21 protein-coding genes and 1 pseudogene are annotated in these 21,513 nt (G+C 73.1%); 9 read left to right on the forward strand and 13 right to left on the reverse strand.

Translation table 11 applies throughout. The annotated features are described in order from the left end of the window. The first annotated feature begins 86 nt into the window (after window positions 1-86). Window positions 87-1,172 (forward strand): class I SAM-dependent methyltransferase, encoded by a 1,086-nt coding sequence (locus ASC77_RS14955; RefSeq protein ID WP_056154521.1) that lies wholly within the window; start codon window positions 87-89, stop codon window positions 1,170-1,172. Further along, window positions 1,169-3,343, forward strand: a complete 2,175-nt coding sequence (locus ASC77_RS14960) for an alpha/beta hydrolase (RefSeq protein ID WP_082574779.1) — start codon at window positions 1,169-1,171, stop codon at window positions 3,341-3,343. The genes ASC77_RS14955 and ASC77_RS14960 overlap by 4 nt, the downstream gene beginning before the upstream one ends. A gap of 7 nt (window positions 3,344-3,350) precedes the next feature. Here ASC77_RS14960 and ASC77_RS27470 read toward each other — a convergent pair whose 3' ends face one another. The 3 genes from ASC77_RS27470 to ASC77_RS14975 form a co-directional block, all read right to left on the reverse strand. After that, window positions 3,351-6,092 (reverse strand): LuxR C-terminal-related transcriptional regulator, encoded by a 2,742-nt coding sequence (locus ASC77_RS27470; RefSeq protein WP_056154523.1) that lies wholly within the window; start codon window positions 6,090-6,092, stop codon window positions 3,351-3,353. Between the two features lie 41 nt (window positions 6,093-6,133). Beyond that, the gene (locus tag ASC77_RS14970; RefSeq protein ID WP_056154526.1) at window positions 6,134-6,418 is read right to left on the reverse strand and encodes a DUF4242 domain-containing protein; all 285 of its coding nucleotides are present in this window, start codon (window positions 6,416-6,418) and stop codon (window positions 6,134-6,136) included. 137 nt (window positions 6,419-6,555) lie between these two features. Then, window positions 6,556-7,476 (reverse strand): NADP-dependent oxidoreductase, encoded by a 921-nt coding sequence (locus tag ASC77_RS14975; protein ID WP_056154529.1) that lies wholly within the window; start codon window positions 7,474-7,476, stop codon window positions 6,556-6,558. A gap of 134 nt (window positions 7,477-7,610) precedes the next feature. Here ASC77_RS14975 and ASC77_RS14980 point away from each other — a divergent pair, with 134 nt between their 5' ends. Continuing rightward, window positions 7,611-8,228: a TetR/AcrR family transcriptional regulator gene (locus tag ASC77_RS14980; protein WP_056154532.1), complete on the forward strand. Its 618-nt coding sequence runs from the start codon at window positions 7,611-7,613 to the stop codon at window positions 8,226-8,228. A 37-nt stretch (window positions 8,229-8,265) separates the two neighbouring features. Here ASC77_RS14980 and ASC77_RS14985 read toward each other — a convergent pair whose 3' ends face one another. The 3 genes from ASC77_RS14985 to ASC77_RS14995 are packed head-to-tail and all read right to left on the reverse strand — an operon-like array spanning window position 8,266 to window position 10,714. After that, complete coding sequence (locus ASC77_RS14985; RefSeq protein ID WP_056154536.1) at window positions 8,266-8,898, reverse strand: 3-oxoacid CoA-transferase subunit B; 633 nt, start codon at window positions 8,896-8,898, stop codon at window positions 8,266-8,268. Next, entirely contained in the window at window positions 8,895-9,548 is a 654-nt protein-coding gene (locus tag ASC77_RS14990; RefSeq protein ID WP_056154540.1) for a 3-oxoacid CoA-transferase subunit A, read from the reverse strand. The genes ASC77_RS14985 and ASC77_RS14990 overlap by 4 nt, the downstream gene beginning before the upstream one ends. Next, the gene (locus tag ASC77_RS14995; protein ID WP_056156487.1) at window positions 9,545-10,714 is read right to left on the reverse strand and encodes a thiolase family protein; all 1,170 of its coding nucleotides are present in this window, start codon (window positions 10,712-10,714) and stop codon (window positions 9,545-9,547) included. Before ASC77_RS14995 ends, ASC77_RS14990 begins: the two co-directional genes overlap by 4 nt. A gap of 70 nt (window positions 10,715-10,784) precedes the next feature. Between ASC77_RS14995 and ASC77_RS15000 the strand changes: the two genes are divergently transcribed. Beyond that, window positions 10,785-11,666, forward strand: a complete 882-nt coding sequence (locus tag ASC77_RS15000) for a LysR substrate-binding domain-containing protein (protein ID WP_056154543.1) — start codon at window positions 10,785-10,787, stop codon at window positions 11,664-11,666. Here ASC77_RS15000 and pcaC read toward each other — a convergent pair whose 3' ends face one another. The 5 genes and pseudogenes from pcaC to pcaH form a co-directional block, all read right to left on the reverse strand. Continuing rightward, window positions 11,667-12,020: a 4-carboxymuconolactone decarboxylase gene (pcaC, locus tag ASC77_RS27860; RefSeq protein WP_414813194.1), complete on the reverse strand. Its 354-nt coding sequence runs from the start codon at window positions 12,018-12,020 to the stop codon at window positions 11,667-11,669. A 99-nt stretch (window positions 12,021-12,119) separates the two neighbouring features. Then, a pseudogene (locus tag ASC77_RS27865) lies at window positions 12,120-12,821 on the reverse strand (alpha/beta fold hydrolase); the annotation flags it as partial. Between the two features lie 23 nt (window positions 12,822-12,844). Next, window positions 12,845-13,939 carry a lyase family protein gene (locus tag ASC77_RS15010; RefSeq protein ID WP_056154547.1) on the reverse strand — a complete coding sequence of 365 codons (1,095 nt, stop codon included), beginning with the start codon at window positions 13,937-13,939 and terminating at the stop codon, window positions 12,845-12,847. Between the two features lie 4 nt (window positions 13,940-13,943). After that, on the reverse strand, window positions 13,944-14,447 hold the full coding sequence (locus ASC77_RS15015) for a protocatechuate 3,4-dioxygenase subunit alpha (protein WP_056154550.1): 504 nt from the start codon (window positions 14,445-14,447) through the stop codon (window positions 13,944-13,946). Next, window positions 14,444-15,217, reverse strand: a complete 774-nt coding sequence (gene pcaH, locus ASC77_RS15020) for a protocatechuate 3,4-dioxygenase subunit beta (RefSeq protein WP_056154554.1) — start codon at window positions 15,215-15,217, stop codon at window positions 14,444-14,446. Before pcaH ends, ASC77_RS15015 begins: the two co-directional genes overlap by 4 nt. 71 nt (window positions 15,218-15,288) lie before the next feature. Here pcaH and ASC77_RS15025 point away from each other — a divergent pair, with 71 nt between their 5' ends. The 5 genes from ASC77_RS15025 to ASC77_RS15045 all read left to right on the forward strand — a co-directional run bounded on the left by ASC77_RS15025 (window position 15,289) and on the right by ASC77_RS15045 (window position 20,340). Then, complete coding sequence (locus ASC77_RS15025; RefSeq protein ID WP_056154557.1) at window positions 15,289-16,032, forward strand: IclR family transcriptional regulator; 744 nt, start codon at window positions 15,289-15,291, stop codon at window positions 16,030-16,032. Window positions 16,033-16,141: 109 nt separating this feature from the next. Then, complete coding sequence (locus ASC77_RS15030; protein ID WP_056154561.1) at window positions 16,142-17,314, forward strand: 4-hydroxybenzoate 3-monooxygenase; 1,173 nt, start codon at window positions 16,142-16,144, stop codon at window positions 17,312-17,314. Between the two features lie 74 nt (window positions 17,315-17,388). After that, entirely contained in the window at window positions 17,389-18,732 is a 1,344-nt protein-coding gene (locus ASC77_RS15035) for a S1C family serine protease (protein WP_156391116.1), read from the forward strand. Between the two features lie 125 nt (window positions 18,733-18,857). After that, complete coding sequence (locus ASC77_RS26705) at window positions 18,858-19,589, forward strand: hypothetical protein (RefSeq protein ID WP_056154566.1); 732 nt, start codon at window positions 18,858-18,860, stop codon at window positions 19,587-19,589. Window positions 19,590-19,620: 31 nt separating this feature from the next. Beyond that, the gene (locus tag ASC77_RS15045; RefSeq protein ID WP_056154569.1) at window positions 19,621-20,340 is read left to right on the forward strand and encodes a CPBP family intramembrane glutamic endopeptidase; all 720 of its coding nucleotides are present in this window, start codon (window positions 19,621-19,623) and stop codon (window positions 20,338-20,340) included. Here ASC77_RS15045 and ASC77_RS15050 read toward each other — a convergent pair. Beyond that, entirely contained in the window at window positions 20,306-20,767 is a 462-nt protein-coding gene (locus tag ASC77_RS15050) for a PGPGW domain-containing protein (protein ID WP_056154572.1), read from the reverse strand. The two genes, ASC77_RS15045 and ASC77_RS15050, sit on opposite strands and share 35 nt — an antisense overlap. 40 nt (window positions 20,768-20,807) lie before the next feature. Beyond that, the gene (locus ASC77_RS15055; protein ID WP_056154575.1) at window positions 20,808-21,470 is read right to left on the reverse strand and encodes a PQ-loop repeat-containing protein; all 663 of its coding nucleotides are present in this window, start codon (window positions 21,468-21,470) and stop codon (window positions 20,808-20,810) included. Window positions 21,471-21,513: the final 43 nt, after the last annotated feature.

The following is a 21,513-nucleotide window of genomic DNA, read 5'->3' on the forward strand; positions in this document are numbered from 1 at the left end:
CCGGATGCGGCACCGGGACGCCGGGGCCGAAGGTCGGAGGACAGGTTCCGGCACCGGCCGGACCGTCCCGATCCAAGGAGCACCACATGACCGCCCAGACCACCACCCCGCCCGCCGAGCTCGACGAGGCCGCCCTGATGGCCTTCGTCTTCCGCGCCGTCGACGAGGTGGGCGCCTCGCTCAACTGCGCCCTCGTCGTCATGGGTGACCGCCTCGGCTACTACCGCGCCCTCGCCGACCGCGGGCCGCTGACCGCCCCGCAGCTCGCTCAGGCGACCGGGACCGGCGAGCGGTACGCGACCGAGTGGCTCAACGCTCAGGCCGCCGGCGACTTCGTCCGCTACGACCCGGCCTCGGGCCGCTACACCCTGCCCGCGGAGCACGTCGTCGCCCTGACGGACCCGACCAGCCCGGCGTACCTGCCCGGCTTCTTCCAGATCGCGTTCGGCACGATCAGCGACGCCGCGCAGATCTTCGACCGCGCCCGCGAGGGCGACGGCCTCGGCTGGGGCGAGCACAACCACGACGTCCACGAGGGCTGCGAGCGGTTCTTCCGCCCCAGCTACGCCGCCAACCTGGTGCCGAGCTGGCTGCCGTCCCTCGACGGGGTCGTCGACAAGCTGGGGCGCGGTGCGCGGGTCCACGACCTCGGCTGCGGCCACGGGTCCTCGACCGTCCTGCTCGCGCAGGCCTACCCGCAGTCCACCTTCGTCGGGTCGGACGCGCACGCCGGCTCCATCGACGTGGCCCGGCAGCGCGCAGCCGAGGGCGGCGTCGGCGACCGCGTGGAGTTCGAGACGGCCACCTCGACGACCGTCACCGGGTCGGGCTACGACCTGGTCACCGTGTTCGACGCCCTGCACGACATGGGCGACCCGGTCGGCTGCGCCCGCCGGGTCTACGACCTGCTCGCCGACGACGGCACCTGGATGATCGTCGAGCCGGCCGCCGGCGACCGGATCCAGGACAACCTCAACCCCGTCGGGCGCGCCTACTATGGGTTCTCCACCCTGCTGTGCACGCCCGCGTCGCTCTCCCAGGACGTCGGTCTCGCGATCGGGACCCAGGCCGGTCCGGCCCGGATCCGCGACATCGTCACCGCCGCCGGATTCACCCAGTTCCGGATCGCCGCCCAGACGCCGTTCAACAACGTGCTGGAGGTCCGGAAGTGACCCAGCCACCAGCCGCGCACGGCGACGCCGACGCACCCGCCAGCCGGGCCCTGCTGCCCGACCGGACCGGCGTCGCCGTGCGCGACGGCGTACCGCTCGCCTGGTCGTCGTACGGCGCCGGCGACGTCACGCTGCTGCTGATGCCGACCTGGTCGATCGTGCCGTCGCGGATGTGGAAGGCGCAGGTCCCGTACCTCGCCCGGCACTTCCGCGTCGTCACCTTCGACGGGCGCGGGTCCGGCGCCTCGGGCCGGCCGACGGGGGCGGCGGCGTACACCGACGTGGAGTACGCCGCCGACACGGTCGCCGTGATGGACGACGCGGAGGTCGACCGCGCCGTGCTCGTCTCGCTCTCGTGCGGCGGGACCTGGTCGGTCCACGTCGCCGCGGGTCACCCCGAGCGCGTGCTCGGCCTCTTCTCGATCGCGCCGGCCTGCGGGCTCTCGGTCCACGACCCGGTGCGCGAGGAGTTCCTCTGGTCCGAGCGCTACCCGCACGCCGACGGCTGGGCGAAGTACAACAAGCACCACTGGCTGGAGGGCGGGTACGACGACTTCCTCGAGTTCTTCTTCGGCCAGATGTTCACCGAGCCGCACTCGACCAAGCAGATCGAGGACTGCATCGCCTGGGGGCAGGACGTCGGACCGCAGACGCTGGTGGACACCACGGCGGGGCGGCTCGGCTGCGACGGCGCGACCTGCACGTCGGTCGAGCCGCTGTGCCCCCAGGTGACCTGCCCGGTCCTGGTCGTGCACGGCACCGACGACCGGATCCGCGGCCACCAGATCGGCGAGCGGCTGGCCGAGCTGACGGGCGGCGAGCTCGTCCTGGTGGAGGACGCCGGCCACGGCCTGCCCTTCCGGGAGCCGGTCTGGGTCAACCACGAGGTGCGCCGGTTCGCCGAGCGCTTCGCGCCTGCTCCGACCAAGGCGCCGCCGCGGCGCTGGCGGCGGGCCGCGGCGAGGCCGCCCCGCGCGCTCTACCTCTCCTCCCCCATCGGGCTCGGCCACGCCCGCCGCGACCTCGCCGTCGCCGGCGCCCTGCGCGAGCTCCGGCCGGACCTGCAGGTCGACTGGCTCGCCCAGGACCCGGTGACCCGGCTGCTCGCCCACCACGGCGAGCGGGCGCACCCGGCCTCCGCACACCTCGCGAACGAGTCCGGCCACATCGAGGCCGAGTGCGGGGAGCACGACCTGCACGCCTTCCGCGCGGTCCGGCGGATGGACGAGATCATGGTCAACAACTTCATGGTCTTCGACCAGCTGCTCGACGAGGAGCCCTACGACCTCGTCATCGGCGACGAGGCCTGGGAGGTCGACTACTTCCTGCACGAGAACCCGGAGCTGAAGCGCTCGTCGTACGCCTGGCTGACCGACTTCGTCGGCTGGCTGCCGATGCCGGACGGGGGCGCCGAGGAGGCCGCGCTGACGGCCGACCTGAACGCCGAGATGATCGAGCACCGCGCCCGCTTCCACCGGCTCCGGGACCGGTCGGTCTTCGTCGGCAACCCCGGTGACGTCGTACCCGACAGCTTCGGCGACGGGCTGCCGGCGATCCGCGAGTGGACCGAGGACAACTTCGACTTCGCCGGCTACGTGACCGGCTTCGACCCCTCGAGCCTCGGCGACCCGGCCGAGCTGCGGGCCCGCCTCGGCTACCGCCCCGACGAGACCGTCTGCGTCGTCAGCGTCGGCGGGTCGGGGGTCGGTGCGCCGCTCCTGCGCCGGGTCCTCGACGCGGTCCCCGAGGCTCGGCGGCTGCGCCCCGACCTGCGCTTCGAGATCGTCGCGGGACCGCGGATCGACCCGCGGTCGCTCCCCGAGCGGGACGGCGCCCGGGTGCACGGCTTCGTCCCCGACCTCACCGCCTGGCTCGCCGCCTGCGACGTCGCCGTGGTGCAGGGCGGCCTCACGACCTGCATGGAGCTCGCCGCGCTGCGCAAGCCCTTCCTCTTCCTCCCGCTGCGGCACCACTTCGAGCAGAGCTTCCACGTCCGGCACCGCCTCGAGCAGTACGCCGCGGGCACCTGCCTCGACTACGAGCTCACCCGCGACCCGGACGCGCTCGCCGCCGCGATCGTGGCCGAGGCGGCCCGCGACACCTCGTCGTACCGCCCCGTCGAGCGCGACGGTGCTGCGCGGGTGGCGCAGCTGCTCGCCGACCTGTTCTGAGCGGGCCCTACTCAGCGCCGAGGCCGAGGCGGCCCGCGAGGGCTGCGGCCTCGGCCCGGTTGGCGACGCCGAGCTTGGTCAGGATGTGCGAGACGTGGTGCTCGGCGGTCTTGCGGCTGATGAAGAGCGAGCTCGCGATCTCGGGGTTGCTGGCGCCGGTGGCGACCAGCGCCAGCACCTCACGCTCGCGCTCGCTGAGGGCGGCGAGCGCCTCGGGGCCGGACGGCACCGGCGCCAGGCCGGCGAGCTCGCGGCTCCGCGCGGCCTGGTAGGGGCAGCTGAGCTCGTGGAAGCGGGCCGTCAGGGCGGCCACACCGGCCCTGTCCCCGCTCGCCAGCAGCCGGGCCCGCTCGACCATGAGGGACGCGACGACGTTGTCGCGGGTGCTCGTGGCGGCGCGGGCGAGCCGGTCCTCCACGTCAGGCACACCCGCGAGCATCCCTGCCTCGGCCCAGGCGGCGGAGTGCCAGGCGAGCCAGAGCCGCTGGTGCCAGCCGCAGCCGCCGGGGACGTCGTCGGGCGCGAACGAGAGCACCTCGAGCGCGCGCTCCGGCTCACCGCGGTGCAGGTGGTGGAGCCCGTCGAGGGTGGCCGGCCAGATGAGCGTGGGGTCGTCGCAGGCGCCGGGGTCGCGGGCGATCCGGCGCGTCACCGCCGTCCAGTCCGCGCGCCCGTCGTCGTCGCCGAGGATCCCGAGCACCATCGCCACGGCGTACGTCGCGGGTGCGAAGTTGTTCACGACCGGCCGGTCGGCACGCTCCCACGACGCCCGGAACGCCTCGGCGTCGGCGAGCACGTCGTCGAAGGTGCCGGCGAGCGAGCCGAGCTCGAGCTGGCGTGCGATGCCGATCTGCGGCTCCTCGCGCAGGAACGGCAGCGCAGCCAGGGCGTCCGCGTGTCGTCGGCCCTCGGCGAGCAGTCCCGAGGCGAGGCAGAGGTGGGCGGCCATCAGGTTGACGTCGGCGTGGTCCATCCCGGTGGCGACGTCGACCGGCACCCGCGCCATCCCGGTCAGCCGGGCCCGGACGGTGGTCAGCGCGGCGGCCAGGTCGTCGGCCTCCAGCTCGGCGGCGCAGACCTCGTCGAGGGCCGTGTCGACGATCAGCGGGTCGCCGAGCGCGCGGGCCCGCTCCACGACGGCGAGGCAGTCCGCGACGACTCGCGGCCGGTCCGACCGCGCCACGGTCGCCATGGCGATCGCGGTCTCCACCGCCTCGTGACCGGCGCCGAGCTCACGGGCCCGCGCGAGGGCGGCGTCCGTGGCGGCGGTCGAGACCGGGTGGCCCATCGTCCCCTCGTGGCGGTGCCACCAGGTCGCGATGTGGCACAGGTAGAGGGCGGCCGTCACCTGGTCACCCGCCTCGACCGCGGCGTCCACCGCGCGCTGGCAGATCTCGACCGCCTCGTCGCCGGCGTAGCGGGCGAGCGCGGCCCGGGACGCGAGGAAGAGCGCCAGGTGCCGGCGTGCCGGGTCGTCGGTCAGCTCGGCGACCTGGAGGTGACGGCGCTCCGCCTCGGCCGGCCGGCCGCGCTCGAAGACCGCCACCGCGAGCAGGTCCGCGAGCTCGGCCGACGCCTGCCTGTCCGACGCGCTCCAGCCCAGGGCTGCCCGGGCGTCGTCGAGGACCCGGTCGAGCTCGGCGCACCACGCGGCGTCGCCCGGCATCCGCGCGATCAGCTCGCGCAGCGTGGACTCGCACCACACCCGGTGCCGCACCCGGATCGCCTCGAGCTCGTCCAGCTCGACCGACCGCTCCACGGCGTACTGCCGGATCGTCTCGAGCAGCCGGTAGCGGGTCGGCCGGCCCGGGCGCAGGGCGACCAGGTTCCAGTCGACGAGCCGACCGAGGAGGTCGAGGAGCTCCGTCGGCGGCCGGTCCACGACGTACGCCGCGGCCTCGAGGTCGAACGGCGAGGCGAAGAGGGCAACGGAGCGGAGCACGGCCTGCTCGTCCTCGCCGAGCAGGTGGTAGCTCCAGTCGACGGCGGCGCGCAGCGACCCGTGGCGGTCGTCGGCGGGGTGGCCGTAGCTGAGCACGTCGTGGCCCTGGCCGAGCGCCAGCCACAGCCCGTCGAGGCCGAAGCTCGGTGCGCGCGCGGCCGCGAGCTCGATCGCGAGCGCCATGCCGTCGAGCAGGCGGCAGATCTCGCGGACGGTGACGAGGTCGTCGACCGTCAGCGGCGTGACCGCGCCGCTCTCGGCCATCCGGGCCTCGAACAGCGCGACGGCGTCGTCGTCGACCGAGAGGCCGGGCACCGCGAAGACCGTCTCACCGGCCAGGTGCAGCCGGATCCGGCTGGTCGCCAGGACCCGCAGCGCCGGGCAGCCGGAGAGCAGGGCCGTGACCGCCGCCCGGGCACCGGTGAGCAGGTGCTCGCAGTTGTCGACGACGACGAGGACCCGCCGCTCTCGCAGGGTGGCGGTGAGCGCGTCGAGCCGGGTCGCGCCGGACCGCTCCGGCACGCCCGCGGCCTCGGCGATCGCGGCGACCACCATGGCGTCGTCGGTGACGGCGACCAGGTCGACGAAGACGACCCCGTCGACGAACTCGTCCGCGAGGTCCTCGGCGACCACGAGCCCGAGGCGGGTCTTGCCCACGCCACCGGGTCCGGTGGCGGTGACGAGCCGGTGGCCGCCCCGGGACGGACGGAGCGCGTCGGCGAGTGCCGCGCGCTCCGCGATCCGGCCGATGAACGGGGTCAGCGCCGTCGGCAGCGCGGCCAGCGCGAGCCTGTCCTCGACGCCCATGGCGCCGATTCTGGCACGCGGTCGCCACTCGCGGACGACGCTCAGGCGCTCGCCCCGGCCGCCGAGTGAGGGCCGAACTCGTTGGCCACGACCGACACGGTGTTGGCGGGGAAGCCGCCCCGGCGGGCGTGCTCGAGGATCGTCTCGACCTCGTCGGTCTCGTGGACGCAGTAGATCTTGTCGCCCGCGACGTAGCTGTTGACCCACGTGTACGGGACCTCCAGCCCCGCGACGACGTCGTTGGACGCCTGCGCGATGTCTGCCAGCTCGGCCTCCGACAGGTTGCTCGCGCCCGGGATCTCCCGCTCGATGATGAACCGCTTCATGGTGCTCCTCCTGGTGGACGCCGCCGGCACGGTGCCGGCGGCGTGCTCACCTTCCGCGGAGTCGGAGGTCCGGCGCAGCGGGGAGGTCCCCTATTCGCCTCCCCTATCCGGGGGCCGGTCCGCGGGTCAGATCTCGCCTATTGCGGGCGCACCGCGACGATCGTCTTTCCCTGGGACCGCTCATCAGAGGTGAACGTCGCGGTGGCTCCGTCGAGGGTCGCGACGGTTCCGATGTTGGGCCGCAGTCGTCCGTCGGCGACACGAGTGACGATCTCGGTCAGCTCGGCTCGGTCGGCCTCGACGACGAAGTCGAGGGCACGGATACGATCCGGCACTGCCTCGACCGGACCGACGATCGACACCAGGGTGCCGCCGTCCCTCAGCAGCTTCATCGAACGGTCCTGGATGGCGCCGCCGATGACGTCGAAGACCAGGTCGACGGGGCCGACGCTCTCCAGCTCGGAGCCCTCGAGGTCGACGAACTCCTGGGCTCCCAGAGCCAGCACCTTGTCGCGGTCCGCGCCCCGGCCGGTCCCGACGACGTAGGCACCGGCCTGGGCGGCGAGCTGGGTGACCATCGCACCGACGGCGCCGGCCGCACCGTGGGCGAGGATCCGTTGGCCTGCCGTCAGTCGCCCGTGCTGGAAGAGGCCCTGCCACGCGGTGAGTCCCGAGATCGGAAGCGAGGCGGCGACGGTGAAGTCGACCTGATCGGGCAGAGGCGCGAGGTTGCGCGCTTCCATCGCGACGAGCTCTGCGAGAGCGCCGTCGCGGTGCCAGTCCGCAAGTCCGAAGACTCTCTGGCCCACCGCCAACCCGGTCGTCCCGTATCCGAGCCGGGTGACGACACCCGCCACCTCGTGCCCCGGGATGGAGGGCGTCCTGTCGCGGTTCGTCCGGTCGACCCAGGTGGAAGGCCACTCGAGCTCGCTCGCGACCCAGCCGGCGGCATGCACCTCGACGACGACGTCGTTGATCGCTGGCGCTGGCTCGGGTCGCTCGACCAGGCTCATTCCGGCGGCGCCGGCCGCCTCATCTGTCACCACGATCGCTCTCATCTCCGCGCCCTTCGCCGATATCGCCTCGGATCGAACCAGTTACGTTACAGTCACGGTACGTAACCTAACGGGTTAGCGCAAGAGGGTGTAACGAAACCGGTATGGTGCCGCGTATCCGCGAGCAAGGAGCACGCATGGGACGACCGAGCGTGACGAAGGACGGCGCCACCGCGAACGCTGGCGGCCGGCCTCGCGATCCAGCTCTCGACGAAGCGATCATCGTGGCGACCCGCTCACGACTCGTCCGGGATGGCTATTCACGAATGACGCTCGGCGATGTCGCCGCGGACGCCGGCGTGAGTCGTCCGACCCTCTACCGGCGTTGGGCGACCAAGCTGCAGCTCGTCACGGATGCCTTGGACTACGGCTGGCGAAAGCAGGCCGAGCTGTACGTCATCGACCTCAGTCTCCTCGAGCCTCGCGAGGCATTCGTCGAGGCGGTACGCCGGCTGGATCCGGCCTACTTCAACCCGGACGGCATGGTGCTGATGGGCAACTTCGCCGGAGAGGTCATCCACACTCCCGAGCTGCTCGAGATGGTGCGCACCCATGCCGTCGAGCCGCGCGTCACACTGCTCGAGAACGTCTTGAGCGAGCTCCAGGAGCAGGGTGCCGTCTCGCGTGGAATCGACACCCACACCATCGCCACGATGTGCTTCGGCAGCTATTTCGGCGCGTTCTACCGTGGCGATGCACGCGAGCAGATCGCCGAGAACGTATCCGCCGTCATCTGGCCGCTCATCGCGTCGTGACGCGGCGCCGGGTCACCGTCCCCGAGTAGTGCTGCACCTATGCGCGGGACAACGGGACGTCGAGGCGCTCGGCGAGCTCGTCGTACGACGTGCCGAAGGTGTCGAGGACGACGACGCCGTCGGGGGTGATCTCGAAGGTCGCGACGTCGGTGTAGACGCGGTCCACGCAGCCGACGCCGGTGAGCGGGTAGGTGCACGACGGCACCAGCTTGGAGCTGCCGTCCTTGGCGAAGAGCGTCATCATCACGAAGACGCTCTTGGCGCCGATGGCGAGGTCCATCGCCCCGCCGACGGCAGGGATCGCGTCGGGGGCGCCGGTGTGCCAGTTGGCGATGTCGCCGCCTGCTGAGACCTGGAAGGCGCCGAGCACGCACACGTCGAGGTGGCCGCCCCGCATCATCGCGAACGACGTCGCCGAGTCGAAGTACGACGACCCGGGCAGCTCGGTCACCGGCTGCTTGCCGGCGTTGGTGAGGTCGGGGTCGACCTCCTCGTCGCTCGGCCGCGGGCCCATGTTGAGCAGGCCGTTCTCGGTGTGCAGCACGACGCCGGAGCCGTCCGGGAGGTGGTCGGCGACCAGCGTGGGCTGACCGATGCCGAGGTTCACGTAAGCGCCGGCAGGGATGTCGCGCGCGACGGCGGCCGCCATTTCGTCCTTGCTCAGGCTCATACCGCGACCACCCTGTCCACGTAGATGCTCGGCGTCACGATCGCCTCCGGGTCGAGCTCGCCGGTCTCCACGACCTCGCGGACCTGGACGATCGTCGTGGTCGCGGCCGTGGCCATCACCGGCCCGAAGTTGCGCGCGGTCTTGCGGTAGACGAGGTTGCCCATCCGGTCGGCGAGGTGGGCGCCGATGAGGGCGACGTCGCCCTTGATCGGGAGCTCGAGGACGTAGGTGCGCCCGTCGATCTCGCGGGTCTCCTTGCCCTCCGCGAGCGGCGTGCCGACCCCGGTCGGCGAGAAGAAGGCGCCGATGCCGGCGCCGGCGGCGCGCATCCGCTCGGCGAGGTTGCCCTGCGGCACCAGCTCGAGCTCGACCTTGCCGTCGCGGTAGAGGCCGTCGAAGACCCACGAGTCGGCCTGGCGCGGGAACGAGCAGACGACCTTGCGCACCCGGCCCTTGGCCAGCAGCGCCGCGAGGCCGGTGTCGCCGTTGCCCGCGTTGTTGGACACCACGGTCAGGTCGGTGGCGCCCTGGTCGATCAGCGCGTCGATGAGCTGGACGGGCATGCCGGCCATGCCGAACCCGCCGACCAGGACGGTCGAGCCGTCCTCGATCCCGTCGACCGCCTCGGCGGCCGTGTCGCACACCCTCACGAGACGTTCTCCAGCACCACGGCGAGGGCCTGGCCGACGCCGATGCAGATCGCGGCGACGCCGTACCGGCCGCCGGACTCCTGGAGCCGGGCCGCGAGGGTGCCGAGGATCCGGCCGCCCGAGGCGCCGAGCGGGTGGCCGATCGCGATCGCCCCGCCCTTGGCGTTGACGATCTCCGGGTCCACCTTCCAGGCATCGACGCAGGCGAGGGACTGGACCGCGAACGCCTCGTTGAGCTCGACGGCGGACACGTCGGCCCAGGTGATGCCGGCCCGGGCGAGCGCGCGGTCGGCGGCCTCGACGGGCGCGAAGCCGAAGAGCTGCGGCTCGAGGGCGGAGACGCCGCGGCCGGCGATCCGGGCGATCGGGTCGATCCCGATGGCGGCGCCCTCGGAGCCGAGGAGGACGGCGGACGCCCCGTCGTTGAGAGGGGAGGCGTTGCCGGGGGTGATGGTGCCGTCCTTGCGGAAGGACGGCTTGAGCCCGGCCAGCTTCTGGGCGGTCGAGCCGGGTCGGATGCCCTCGTCGCGGGTGAGGTCGGCGACCGGGACGACCAGGTCGTCGTAGAAGCCGGCCTCCCAGGCGTCGTGGGCCAGGTTGTGCGAGCGGGCCGCGAACTCGTCCTGGCGCTCGCGCGAGATGCCGTACTTCTCCTGGAGCTGCTCGTTGGCCTCCCCGAGCGAGACCGTCCACTCGGCCGGCATCCGGTCGTTGACGAGCCGCCAGCCCAGCGTCGTCGACACCGCGGTGACGTTGCCGGCCGGGAATCCCTTGCTGGGCTTGGGCAGCACCCACGGGGCGCGGGTCATCGACTCGACCCCGCCGGTGAGCACGACGTCCGCATCGCCGGACTCGATGGTGCGCGACCCGATGATCGCGGCGTCGAGCGACGAGCCGCAGAGCCGGTTGACGGTCGTGGCCGGGACGGAGACGGGCAGGCCCGCGAGCAGCACGCCCATCCGGCCGACGTTGCGGTTGTCCTCGCCCGCCTGGTTGGCGCAGCCCCAGACCGTGTCGCCGATCGCGGCCGGATCGAGGTCCGGCGCCTTCGCGAGGACTCCCTCGATCGCGGCGGCGGCGAGGTCGTCGGGGCGGACCTCCGCGAGGGCGCCACCGAAGCGACCGAACGGCGTACGGGCTGCGGCGTACAGGAAGGCTGCGGTCATGCCTCCACCGTAGGCCTGGACCATTGATGGATTCCAATACTGGTTTCGATCCCATTGATAATCTGCCCTTATGGATCTGCGTCACCTCCGGTCCTTCCAGGCGCTCGCCGAGGAGCGCCACTTCGGTCGCGCCGCCGCGCGGCTGCACCTCGCGCAGCCGGCGCTCTCCCAGCAGGTCAAGCAGCTCGAGCGGGAGCTCGGGGTCACCCTCTTCACGCGCACCACGCGACGGGTCGAGCTGACCGAGGCGGGCCTGAGGTTCGGCGAGCACGCGCGCACGGTCCTCGGCGACGTAGCCCGGGCGGAGGACGACATGGCGCTGCTGGCGTCGGGCGCCTCGGGCCGCGTGTCGGTCGGGTTCATCGGCACCGCGACGTACGACGTGCTGCCCCGGGTCGCCCGCGAGGTCCGCGCCGCACTGCCCGACATCGAGCTCGAGCTGCGCGGCGAGCTGCTGTCGCCCCAGCTGGTCGCCGGGCTCGCGGACCGCACCTTCGACATCGCCCTGGTGCGCCCGGATCCCCAGTCAGACAGGGATCTGAGCATCACGCCGCTGCGCACCGAGCGGCTCGTCGCGGTGCTGCCCGCCGCGCACCCGCTCGCCGGGCGGCGCCGGATCCCCCTGTCGGCGCTGGCGGGATCGCCGTTCGTGATGCACCCGTCAGGACACCGCTCGTCGATGCACGCACGGGTCCTCGCGGCCTGCGAGGCGGCCGGCTTCACGCCGCCGTCGATGATCGAGGTCGGCGAGACCGCGACCCTCGTCGTCTTCGTCGCGGCCGGACTCGGCGTCGCGCTCGTCCCTGAGCCGGTCCGGTCGCTCGGCCTCGACGGTGTCTCCTACGTAGCCCTCAGCAACGCCCCCACGATCGACCTCGCGATCGCGACCCGCGCCGACGACGACTCCCCCGCCGTACGCCGGGTGGCGACCATCATCGGGGCGTCGGTCTGATCAGAGGAGCCCTTCCTCCCGCAGCACCCCGGACGCGATCCGGAACGCGGTGTTGGCGTCCGGGACGCCGCAGTAGATCGCCGACTGGAGGATGACCTCCTTGATCTCGTCCACGGTGAGCCCGTTGCGCAGCGCCGCGCGCACGTGCATCGCGAGCTCCTCGTGGTGGCCGCGGGCGATCAGGGCGGTCAGCGTGATCATCGAGCGGCTGCGGCGGTCCAGGCCGGGGCGGGTCCAGATCTCACCCCAGGCGTACGCCGTGATCAGCTCCTGGAAGTCCCGCGTGAAGTCGGTGGTGCCGGCGACGGCCCGGTCGACGTGCGCGTCACCGAGCACCTCGCGGCGGACGGTCATGCCGGGCGACTCCTCACGCGGCGGCTCCTCCCCGAGGAAGTGCTGACGCAGCAGGCGCGCCACCTCCTCGGGCGCCTCGGCGGGCGCGAGGTGGGCGACCCCGTCGAGCTCGACGTACGTCCCGTCCTGCACGCCGTCGGCGATCTCGCGGAGCTTGTCGGGCGGGGTCGCGACGTCGGCGCTGCCGGCGACCGCGAGGACGGGTGCCGCGACCCGCGACAGCTGGTCGCGCACGTCGTACGCCGCGAGCGCGCCGCAGACCTGGACGTAGCCCTCGTCGACGGCGTCGGACAGCGCGTGCAGCAGGGCCGAGGCGCGCGCGGGCTCGCGCTCGGCGAAGCCCGGGCCGAACCAGCGCTCGGCCGAGGCGCTCACCATCACCGGGGTGCCGGACGCGGAGACCTTGCCGATCCGCTCGGTCCAGGAGTCGGGCGTCGCGATCTGGGCGCCGGTGCACAGCAGCCCGGCCGCGACCACCCGGTCGGGAGCGTCGAGCATCAGCTGCAGCCCGACCGCCCCGCCCACGGAGTCGCCGGCGTAGAAGAACGGCCCGCGCGGCTGGCCGCGCTGGGTGAGCACGTCGTCGACGACGCGCAGCACGCCGGCCGCGAGCTCGCCCATCGTGAACGGCTCCTCGGGCACCGACCGGTTGTGACCGTGGCCCGGCAGGTCCCACGCGACGACGTCGAAGACGTCGGTGAGTCCGGCGGCGCTCGCGGTCCAGAGCGTGGCGGCCGACGTGCCGAGCGACGGGCCGAGCACCAGCAGCGGCAGCTCGGCCCGGTCCCGGGCGCCGGTCATCCGGACGATCGTGATGCTCGGGATCACTGGCCCTCCTCCAGGGTGGCGTGGGCGCGGGCGACCACGGCGTCGACGTACGTGAGCGCGTCGCCGAGGTACGTCGGCGCCGGGTCGTGACCGGCGGCCTGCGCCATGCTGCGCTGCTCGGCCAGCACGGCGTCGCCGGCGGCGGTCAGGGTGGCGGCCATCCGCCCGGTGTCGACCTCCAGGCCGGCGAGGAGCTCGTCGGTCTGCGATGCGGCGACCAGCGTGCGGCGCACGAGGTCGCGCAGGGTCGCCCACTCGGCGTGCCAGCCGCCGTCGGCGCGGTCGTCGACCTGCTGGGCGGCCGCCAGGTGCAGGGTCGCGCCGAGCTGGGGGGTCGTGAGGGCGGCGCGCCGGACCAGCACCGAGAGGACCGGGTTGGCCTTGTTGGGCATCGTCGACGAGCCGCCGCCGCTGCCCTCCGCGAGCTCGCCGATCTCGGGGCGCGACATCGTCAGCACGTCGTTGGCGATCCGCGCGCAGGCGTCGGTGCAGCCGACCAGCGCGTCGCCGAGCCGGGTGACCGGCGCCCGGGTGGTGTGCCAGCGCGGGATGCCGGGCGGCAGCTCCCGCCCGAGCTCGACGATGGCCGCGCGGGTGCCGGCGGCGCCGCCGACCTGGTCGGGGAAGTCCAGGTCGGCCAGCAGCTCCTCCGCGTCCAGGACAGCCGTCAGCCAGGCGGCCACCCGGAAGCCGAAGGTCGTCGGCACGGCGTGCTGGGTCAGCGTCCGGGCCACCATCGGCGTGTCCCGGTGCTCGGCCGCGAGTGCCGCGAGACGGGCGATGACCGAGTGCAGGTCCTGGCGCAGCGACTCGACGGCCGCCTCCGCCATCCGCATCAGGGCGGAGTCCACGACGTCCTGGCTGGTGAGGCCGCGGTGGACGTCCTCGTCCTGCTCGCGCAGCAGCTTCACCAGGGCGATCACGGGGTTGCCGCCGCCTTCAGCCTCTGCGCCGATCTGCTCCAGGTGGTCGGGCACCTCGAGCGGGCGGCCGAGCCAGTCCGCCTCGACGTCGACCATCGCCCACAGGAACGACTCGGACGTGAAGTGGTCGCCGGCCCGGTCGTCGCCCGGCCAGAAGAGGTCCGCCATGGGGTCAGTCTTGCGCGTACGTCAGGAAGACGGTCTCGTCCTCGCCCTGGAGCCGGATGTCGAACACGAACCCCCGGTCGTCGGCCTGAGCCGCCGGTCCCGGCCAGGCCGCCGGCGCGGCGCCCGGCAGGTAGGCGCGGGTGAAGAGCCGGTCGGTCAGCCCGCGGGCGAAGACCGTCAGCGCGAAGTACGGCGACGCTCCGCCCGGCCGCAGGGTCGTGAACTGGTAGCGCCCGGTGCGGTCGGTCGCCGCCCGGCCCCAGCCGGTGAAGGTGTAGCCGTCGCGGTGCAGCGACCCCGGCTCCTGCGGGACGGACCCGTCGGGCGCGGCCTGCCACACCTCGACCAGCGCGTCGGGCACCGGGTCGCCGGCACCGTCGTACACGCGGCCGTGCAGGCGGATCGCGTCGGGACGGGTGTGCGGCACGAGCTCGCCGCCGCCGTCGTACGGCAGGGCGAAGCCGAAGAACGGGCCGACCGTTTGGCCGGGCGTCGGGGTGAGGCTCACTGCTCGTCCTCCTCGAACACGGTGCGGTGCGACCCTGTGAGCACGATGTCCCAGCGGTAGCCGGTGGCCCACTCGTGGCGGGTGACGTCGTGGTCGTACGTCGCGACCAGCCGCTGCCGGGCCGCGGGGTCGACGATCGACTGGTAGATCGGGTCGAGCGCGAAGAGCGGGTCGCCGGGGAAGTACATCTGGGTGATCAGCCGCTGGGTGAACTCGGTGCCGAAGAGCGAGAAGTGGATGTGCGCCGGGCGCCAGGCGTTGTGGTGGTTGCGCCACGGGTAGGGCCCGGGCTTGATGGTCGTGAACTCGTAGCTGCCGTCCGCGTCCGTGAGGCAGCGACCCATGCCGGTGAAGTTGGGGTCGATCGCGGCCGGGTGCTGGTCGCGCTGGTGGATGTAGCGGCCGCCGGCGTTGGCCTGCCAGATCTCGACGAGCTGGTGCCGGATCGGCCGGCCCTCGCCGTCGGTGACGCGCCCGGTCACGACCATCCGCTCGCCGACCGGCTCACCGCGGTGCTGGATCGTCAGGTCGGCCTCGAGCGGGTCGACGTCGCGCTGCCCGAAGACCGGCGCCACCAGCTCGATGCCCTCGGGATCGACCTGGTGCAGCGCCTTCGTGGGGTGGCGCAGGATGCTGGAGCGGTACGGCGCGTAGTCGAGGCGGACGTTGTCCTCGACAACGCCGGCCGCGTCGTACTCCTTCGAGATCGCCTCGATCTCGGCCGTGATGTCGGCCTGGCTCGCCACGTCGGAGGGGGTCGGGGTGGTCACGACGCCGAACGTAGGGACTCGCAGGAGCGCCTGGCGACGACGCGCTTCCGTTCAGTGGAAGACTGGGGCCCATGGCCGGCAACTCCTCGACGCCCGGGGCCACCGTCACCTCGCGCGCCCTCGCGCTGCTCGGTGCGTTCGACGAGCACCACCGACGGCTCACGCTCACCGAGCTCGCCGACCGGGCTGGCCTGCCGATGCCGACCGCGCACCGGCTCGTCGGCGAGCTCGTCGCGTGGGGCGCCCTGGCCCGCAACACCTCCGGTGAGTACGCCGTCGGGTGGCGGCTCTGGGACATCGGGCTGCTCGCCCCGGTGCAGACCGGCCTGCGTGAGGTCGCCTCGCCGTACCTGCACGACCTCTACGGCGCGACGCTCGCGACCGTGCACCTGGCGGTGCGCGACGGGACGGACGTGCTGTACGTCGACCGGCTCGCCGGCCACGCGTCCGTGCCGGTCGTCAGCAGCGTCGGCTCCCGGCTGCCGATGCACGCGACCGGCGTCGGCAAGGTGCTGCTCGCGCACGCCCCGCTCGAGGTCCAGCACGCCGTGCTCGCCGACCTGTCGCGGATCACGCCGTACACGATCACCCAGCCGGGCCTGCTGCGCCGCCAGCTCGCGAAGGTGCTGCGCGACGGCTACGCCAGCACCACCGAGGAGATGAGCCTCGGCGCCTGCTCGCTCGCCGTCCCGATCCGTCGCGGCCCCGACGTGGTCGCCGCCCTCGGCATGGTGCTGCCGTCCCTCAAGGACCGCGCCCGCCTCGTCGGCGCCCTCCAGGTCGCCGCCCGCGGCATCGGCCGCTCCCTCGGCTGAGCGCCCACTGAGGTGGTTGAGGTGCGAGCGGAGCGAGCCTCGCAACCACCTTCCACCCAGCGGAAGACCGCGATGGGCGACGACGACCACGCGCGCCCAGACTCACGCCATGCGCACCCAGGTCGCCATCATCGGCGCGGGCCCGTCCGGGCTGCTCCTGTCCCACCTGCTCGCGGCCGACGGCGTCGAGTCGGTGGTCGTCGAGACCCGCACCGAGGAGTACGTCGCCGGGCGGATCCGCGCCGGCATCCTCGAGCAGTCCACGGTCGACCTGCTGCGCGAGGTCGGGCTCGGCGACCGGCTCGACCGCGAGGGCGACCCGCACCGGGGCATCTACCTCCAGTGGCCCGAGGAGCGGCACCACCTCGACTTCGTCGACCTCACCGGCCGCTCGGTCTTCGTCTACGGCCAGACCGAGGTGCAGAAGGACCTGGTCGCGGCCCGCACCGCCGCCGGGCAGGAGGTCCACTACGGCGTCAGCGACACCGCCCTCCACGACCTCGACACCGATCGGCCGTCGGTCACGTTCACCGACGAGCACGGCGTCCAGCAACGCCTCGAGGCCGACGTCGTGGTCGGCTGCGACGGCTCGTTCGGCCCGTCGCGCGAGGCGGTCCCGGCCGCGCTGCGTCGTACGTGGGAGAAGACGTATCCCTACTCCTGGTTGGGGATCCTCGCCGACGTCGCTCCCTCGACGGACGAGCTGATCTACGCGTGGCACCCCGATGGCTTCGCGATGCACTCGATGCGCTCGGCGACGGTGTCGCGGCTCTACCTCCAGGTCCCGAACGACACGAAGATCGACGACTGGTCCGACGACCGGATCTGGGACGCGCTCGCGACCCGGCTCGGCCACGGGCAGGACGGCTGGCAGCTCACCCCCGGACCGGTCACCGACAAGAGCGTGCTGCCGATGCGGTCGTTCGTGCAGCAGCCGATGCGGCACGGCCGCCTGTTCCTGGCGGGCGACGCCGCGCACATCGTGCCGCCGACCGGCGCCAAGGGCCTCAACCTCGCGGTCGCCGACGTCGCGCTGCTCGCGCCGGCGCTCACGGCGCTGCTCAAGGGCGACGCCGCCCTCGCCGACTCCTACTCCGACGCCGCCCTGCGCCGGGTCTGGCGCTGCACCCACTTCTCCTGGTGGATGACGACGATGCTGCACGCGAGCGGCGACCCGTTCGACGAGCAGCTCCAGCTCGCCCAGCTGCGGTGGGTCACGTCGAGCGAGGCCGGCGCGACCGGGCTCGCCGAGAACTACGCGGGCCTCCCCATCGGCTTCTGAACTCGTCCGGACTCACAGGCTGCGTACAGGAACTCCTCGGCCTAACAGCAGGATCCTCCGTTGAACTTGTGACCATGAGCGACGAGTCCAACAACTTCGACGAGACGCGCCCGATCGAGCGCAGTCCGCAGCCCCCCGCCTACGACCCCTACGGCAACCCCTACCAGGACCCGTACGGCGGCCCCTTCCAGCAGGCAGCCCCGCACCCTGCCCCCGTCCGAGCAGCCCGCAGCGGGTGGAGCTGGCGCTCCTCGCTCGCCGGCGCCGTCGCCGGTGGCGTCATCGCCGCGTCGGTCGCGGTCCCGGTCAGCTGGGCCCTCGCCAGCGGCGGCGGCCAGAGCACCGTCGCCGACGCCCCGGCCACCGCTCCCCAGCAGCTGCCGGAGCCCGGCGACTCCGGCAGCTCCGGCCAGGCACCCGACACGGGCCAGCAGGGCGGCACCGACCCGTTCGGGTACGGCGCCCCGGGCGGCCAGCTCGGCGGCAGCACCAGCAACCAGACCGGCGACCAGACCGACGCGAGCGCCGACCAGTCGCAGGGCGTCGTGCTGATCGACACCGAGACGACCGCGGGCGAGGCCGCCGGCACCGGCCTGGTGCTCGACTCCTCCGGCATCGTGCTCACCAACTACCACGTCGTCGAGGGCTCGACCTCGGTCAAGGTCACCATCGCCACGACCGGCGCGACGTACGACGCCAAGGTCCTCGGTCACGACCAGGAGGCCGACGTCGCCCTGCTCCAGCTCGACGGCGCCAGCGGCCTCGCGACCGTGAAACTCGACGACGACGGCGACCCGGCGGTCTCCGACGAGGTCACCGCGGTCGGCAACGCGCAGGGCCAGGGCTACCTCTCGGCCTCGACCGGCTCCGTCGTCGACCTCGACCAGTCGATCGACACCCAGTCCGAGGGCACCGTCGAGGGCGAGCACCTCACCGGGCTGATCGAGACCAACGCGTACGTCGTCGGCGGCTACTCCGGCGGCGCCCTCCTCGACAGCGAGGGCGAGGTCGTCGGCATCACGACGGCAGCGTCCAGCGGCGGCGTCGCGCAGAGCTACGCCGTGCCGATCGAGGACGCCCTCCAGGTCGTCCAGAAGATCGAGGACGGGTCCGAGACGGACGGCGTGCAGGTCGGCGCCTCGCCGTACCTCGGCATCGCGATCAGCCAGGACGCCACCGGGACCTCCGGCGGCGTCGAGGTCGGGCAGGTCCAGAGCGGCGGCGCCGCGGCCCAGGCCGGCATCGAGGCCGGGGCCACCATCACCGGGATCGACGGCACCGCCATCACGTCGTACGACGTGCTCAAGTCGACCCTCGCGACCTACCAGCCCGGCGACTCGGTGACGCTGCGCTGGGCCGACACCTCGGGCGCCACGCACAGCGCCCAGGTGACCCTCGGTGAGTCGCCGGTCAACTAGCCCGGATCTGACACTGGTCCAGACCGGGTGACGCCAGTCACAACCTTTCGGTTCTCCCCTCGTTGCTCGTGGGTACGAGTCGCTCGTCCGCCTTCCGCGGGCAGCGGAAGACGAGGGGAGAACCCATGTTCAGGCACCTGATGAAGGCCCTGCTCGCGCTGTGTGTGGTGGCGTCGATATCGTTCGTCGGCACCACGGCCGCGAGCGCGGCCGGCCACGGCGCGGACCGGGCCGCGAGCGCGGAGCGGGCCGCCGGCTCGTGCGCCAAGCAGAAGAACCGAGCGGTCAAGGCCAAGAAGGCCTCGCACCGCGCGGACAAGCGCGTCAAGAAGGCCAAGAAGACCCAGAAGCGCGCGGACACCAGCAAGCAGCGGCATGCCGCGAGCAAGAAGCTGAAGAAGGCCAAGAAGCACCAGCGCGCAGCCCACCGGCACCTGAAGCAGGCCAAGAAGGCGTACGCCAAGTGCCGCAAGGCCCACAGCGGCGGTGGCGGCGGTGGCGGTGGCGGCGGCGGGGCCAGCGCCCTGCAGCCCGCGTGCGACGCCGGCCTCCCGCAGGCGATCTGCGACGCGTTCGCCCAGCTGCCGAACCCGGGCGGCGACGGCGGGGCCTCCCCGATCCAGCCGCTCTGCGACGCCGGCGCGCCCCAGGCGATCTGCGACGCCGCGAGCGGAGCGCCCGGCCCCGGCGGTGCCTCGCCGATCCAGCCGCTCTGCGACGCCGGCCTCCCGCAGCAGTTCTGCGATGCCGGCAGCGGTGGCACCCCGGACCCGTCCACGATCTGCACCGTGCTGCCGATCCCCGGCCTGTGCCCCAGCGGACTGCTCCGACAGGGAGTTCGCGCCCGCGCAGCCTGAGCAGCCCGTAGGCGTGCCCTAGGGTCGCGCCGTGGACGCGATCCTTGCTGCGGTCGTGGTCGTCACGCTCGTCGTGACGGCCACGACTGCTGTCCGGGCCAAGCGGTCCGGGCATCCCCTCGGCGCCGGCATCCGCGGCGTCGGCGCGGCTCGGAGCATCGGCACCGGCCTGGCCATCGCGACGGCCGGGATGCTGACGACCACCGGCCTGATGGCGCTCGCCGGTGTCGCGCACGTCGACGGGGTCGACTTCGACCCTCTCCTGCTGCTCCTCGGTCTGCTGGTGTTCTCGCTCTCCGGGTACGCCGAGGAGCTGCTGTTCCGGGTGCTCATGCTCGGCGGCCTGGTTCGCCTGACCGGCCGCCCCTGGCTCGCGCTGGGTCTGATGGCCGCGATGGTCGGCGCCTTCCACCTCGCGACCACCGCCCACACCACCGCCCTGTCGGTCGCGAGCAGCACCCTCGGCGGCGTCATGTACGGCGTCGCGTTCCTCCGCACCGGCACCCTCTGGCTCGGCCTGGGCATCCACGTCGGCTGGAACTGGATCCAGGGCACGGTGCTGGGCTTCACCGTCAGTGGCACCGACGACTACAGCGGCGCGCTGCTCCAGGTGCACACCTCGGGAGCCGACTGGCTCGGCGGCGGCAGCTACGGGCCGGAGGGCAGCGTCCTGTCGCTGGTCGGCAGGCTGGTGATCATCGGACTGATCGTCCTCGTCACCCGTCCCGCTCCGGGACCGGGTCGCCCTTGATCCGGTACTTCCAGTAGCTGTAGGCCAGCAGCCCCAGGGCGATGAAGCCGGAGAGCACGAGCGTCACCCCGGTCGCCGGGCCGCCGACGAGCCACCACGACTCGCGCACCGGCCACCAGCCGGGCGCGGCCGGGTCGACGATCCAGAGGACCCCGAAGGCCAGGATGGCCAGGCCGCCGAGCGCCGACAGCGCGACCCGCCACCAGGTCTCGACGCCCTCGGAGGCGGCGCGCTTCGCCATCCGCTCGACCGGCGCCACGCGACGCTCGGCCCACTCGTACTGCTGGGAGAGCACGACCAGACCGGCGAAGAGCATCAGCAGCCCGGGGCCGGGCAGCACCAGCGCCGCGATGCCCGCGAGCACGAGGGTCCAGCCGACGATCTCGAGGAGGATGCGCTTCGCGTGGCGGCCGCCGGGGAACCCCATGCCGGAAGCCTGCCAGACGTCGTCAAGCAGGCGACGTGGCTCAGGCGGCCAGGCTCAGGTCGTCGCGAGCCACGTCCGGGTCGATGCCGTCGGGCAGGCGCACCAGCCGCGCGTGCACGTGCGGGGGTACGGCGAGCCGGGTCAGGATCAGCACCGCGCCGCTGGTGGCGACCAGGGCGTAGATGAGGTTGGCGTCGATGTCGGCGAGGAGTCCGTACGCGCCGGCGAGGGCGGCGTCGACGATCAGCATCGACCACGCAGAGGCCGCGATCGCGGACACGTCGTGGGAGCGCCAGGCCGTCACTGCGGCCGGACCGACCATCAGCGTGATCGAGCAGCCGAGCGCGACGATGATCGGGCGCGAGCCGAGCACCGGCACCAGCGCGGTGAGCGTCGCGATCGTGAGCGCCCAGACGAGGGGCAGCCACAGCCGCGTCCGGTCGCCGCCGCGACGCCACGCCAGGACCATCGCGCCCGCCGTACCGGGCAGGGCGAGGAGTGCCGGGAGGACGACCCAGACCTCGTGCTCGACGACGCCGAAGATCGTCCAGGCGATGCCGCTGACCGTCGAGTTCGCGAGCGCGGCGACGCTCACGCCGGCGGCGCTGCCGGTGCGCGCGAGCTTGCGCATCTGGGGGACGGTGTAGGCGAACGCGAGGAGCGTGCCGGCGAGGCCGACGAGGGTCGCGAGCGAGAGGTGCACGGGCTTCTTCTTCTGGACACAGACGACGGCCGCCGTGTGCTGG

Origin of the sequence: Nocardioides sp. Root1257 (assembly GCF_001425175.1) — a bacterium.
GTDB lineage: Bacteria > Actinomycetota > Actinomycetes > Propionibacteriales > Nocardioidaceae > Nocardioides.

Bases quoted from the DNA above. Each gene is read 5' to 3' on its own strand.
- ASC77_RS14955 (WP_056154521.1), top strand. From the start codon at position 87: ATGACCGCCCAGACCACCACCCCGCCCGCCGAGCTCGACGAGGCCGCC.
- ASC77_RS27470 (WP_056154523.1), bottom strand. From the start codon at position 6,092: ATGGGCGTCGAGGACAGGCTCGCGCTGGCCGCGCTGCCGACGGCGCTG.
- ASC77_RS14970 (WP_056154526.1), bottom strand. From the start codon at position 6,418: ATGAAGCGGTTCATCATCGAGCGGGAGATCCCGGGCGCGAGCAACCTG.
- ASC77_RS14975 (WP_056154529.1), bottom strand. From the start codon at position 7,476: ATGAGAGCGATCGTGGTGACAGATGAGGCGGCCGGCGCCGCCGGAATG.
- ASC77_RS14980 (WP_056154532.1), top strand. From the start codon at position 7,611: ATGGGACGACCGAGCGTGACGAAGGACGGCGCCACCGCGAACGCTGGC.
- ASC77_RS14985 (WP_056154536.1), bottom strand. From the start codon at position 8,898: ATGAGCCTGAGCAAGGACGAAATGGCGGCCGCCGTCGCGCGCGACATC.
- ASC77_RS14995 (WP_056156487.1), bottom strand. From the start codon at position 10,714: ATGACCGCAGCCTTCCTGTACGCCGCAGCCCGTACGCCGTTCGGTCGC.
- ASC77_RS15000 (WP_056154543.1), top strand. From the start codon at position 10,785: ATGGATCTGCGTCACCTCCGGTCCTTCCAGGCGCTCGCCGAGGAGCGC.
- pcaC (WP_414813194.1), bottom strand. From the start codon at position 12,020: ATGACCGTCCGCCGCGAGGTGCTCGGTGACGCGCACGTCGACCGGGCC.
- ASC77_RS15010 (WP_056154547.1), bottom strand. From the start codon at position 13,939: ATGGCGGACCTCTTCTGGCCGGGCGACGACCGGGCCGGCGACCACTTC.
- ASC77_RS15025 (WP_056154557.1), top strand. From the start codon at position 15,289: ATGGCCGGCAACTCCTCGACGCCCGGGGCCACCGTCACCTCGCGCGCC.
- ASC77_RS15030 (WP_056154561.1), top strand. From the start codon at position 16,142: ATGCGCACCCAGGTCGCCATCATCGGCGCGGGCCCGTCCGGGCTGCTC.
- ASC77_RS15035 (WP_156391116.1), top strand. From the start codon at position 17,389: ATGAGCGACGAGTCCAACAACTTCGACGAGACGCGCCCGATCGAGCGC.
- ASC77_RS26705 (WP_056154566.1), top strand. From the start codon at position 18,858: ATGTTCAGGCACCTGATGAAGGCCCTGCTCGCGCTGTGTGTGGTGGCG.
- ASC77_RS15050 (WP_056154572.1), bottom strand. From the start codon at position 20,767: ATGGGGTTCCCCGGCGGCCGCCACGCGAAGCGCATCCTCCTCGAGATC.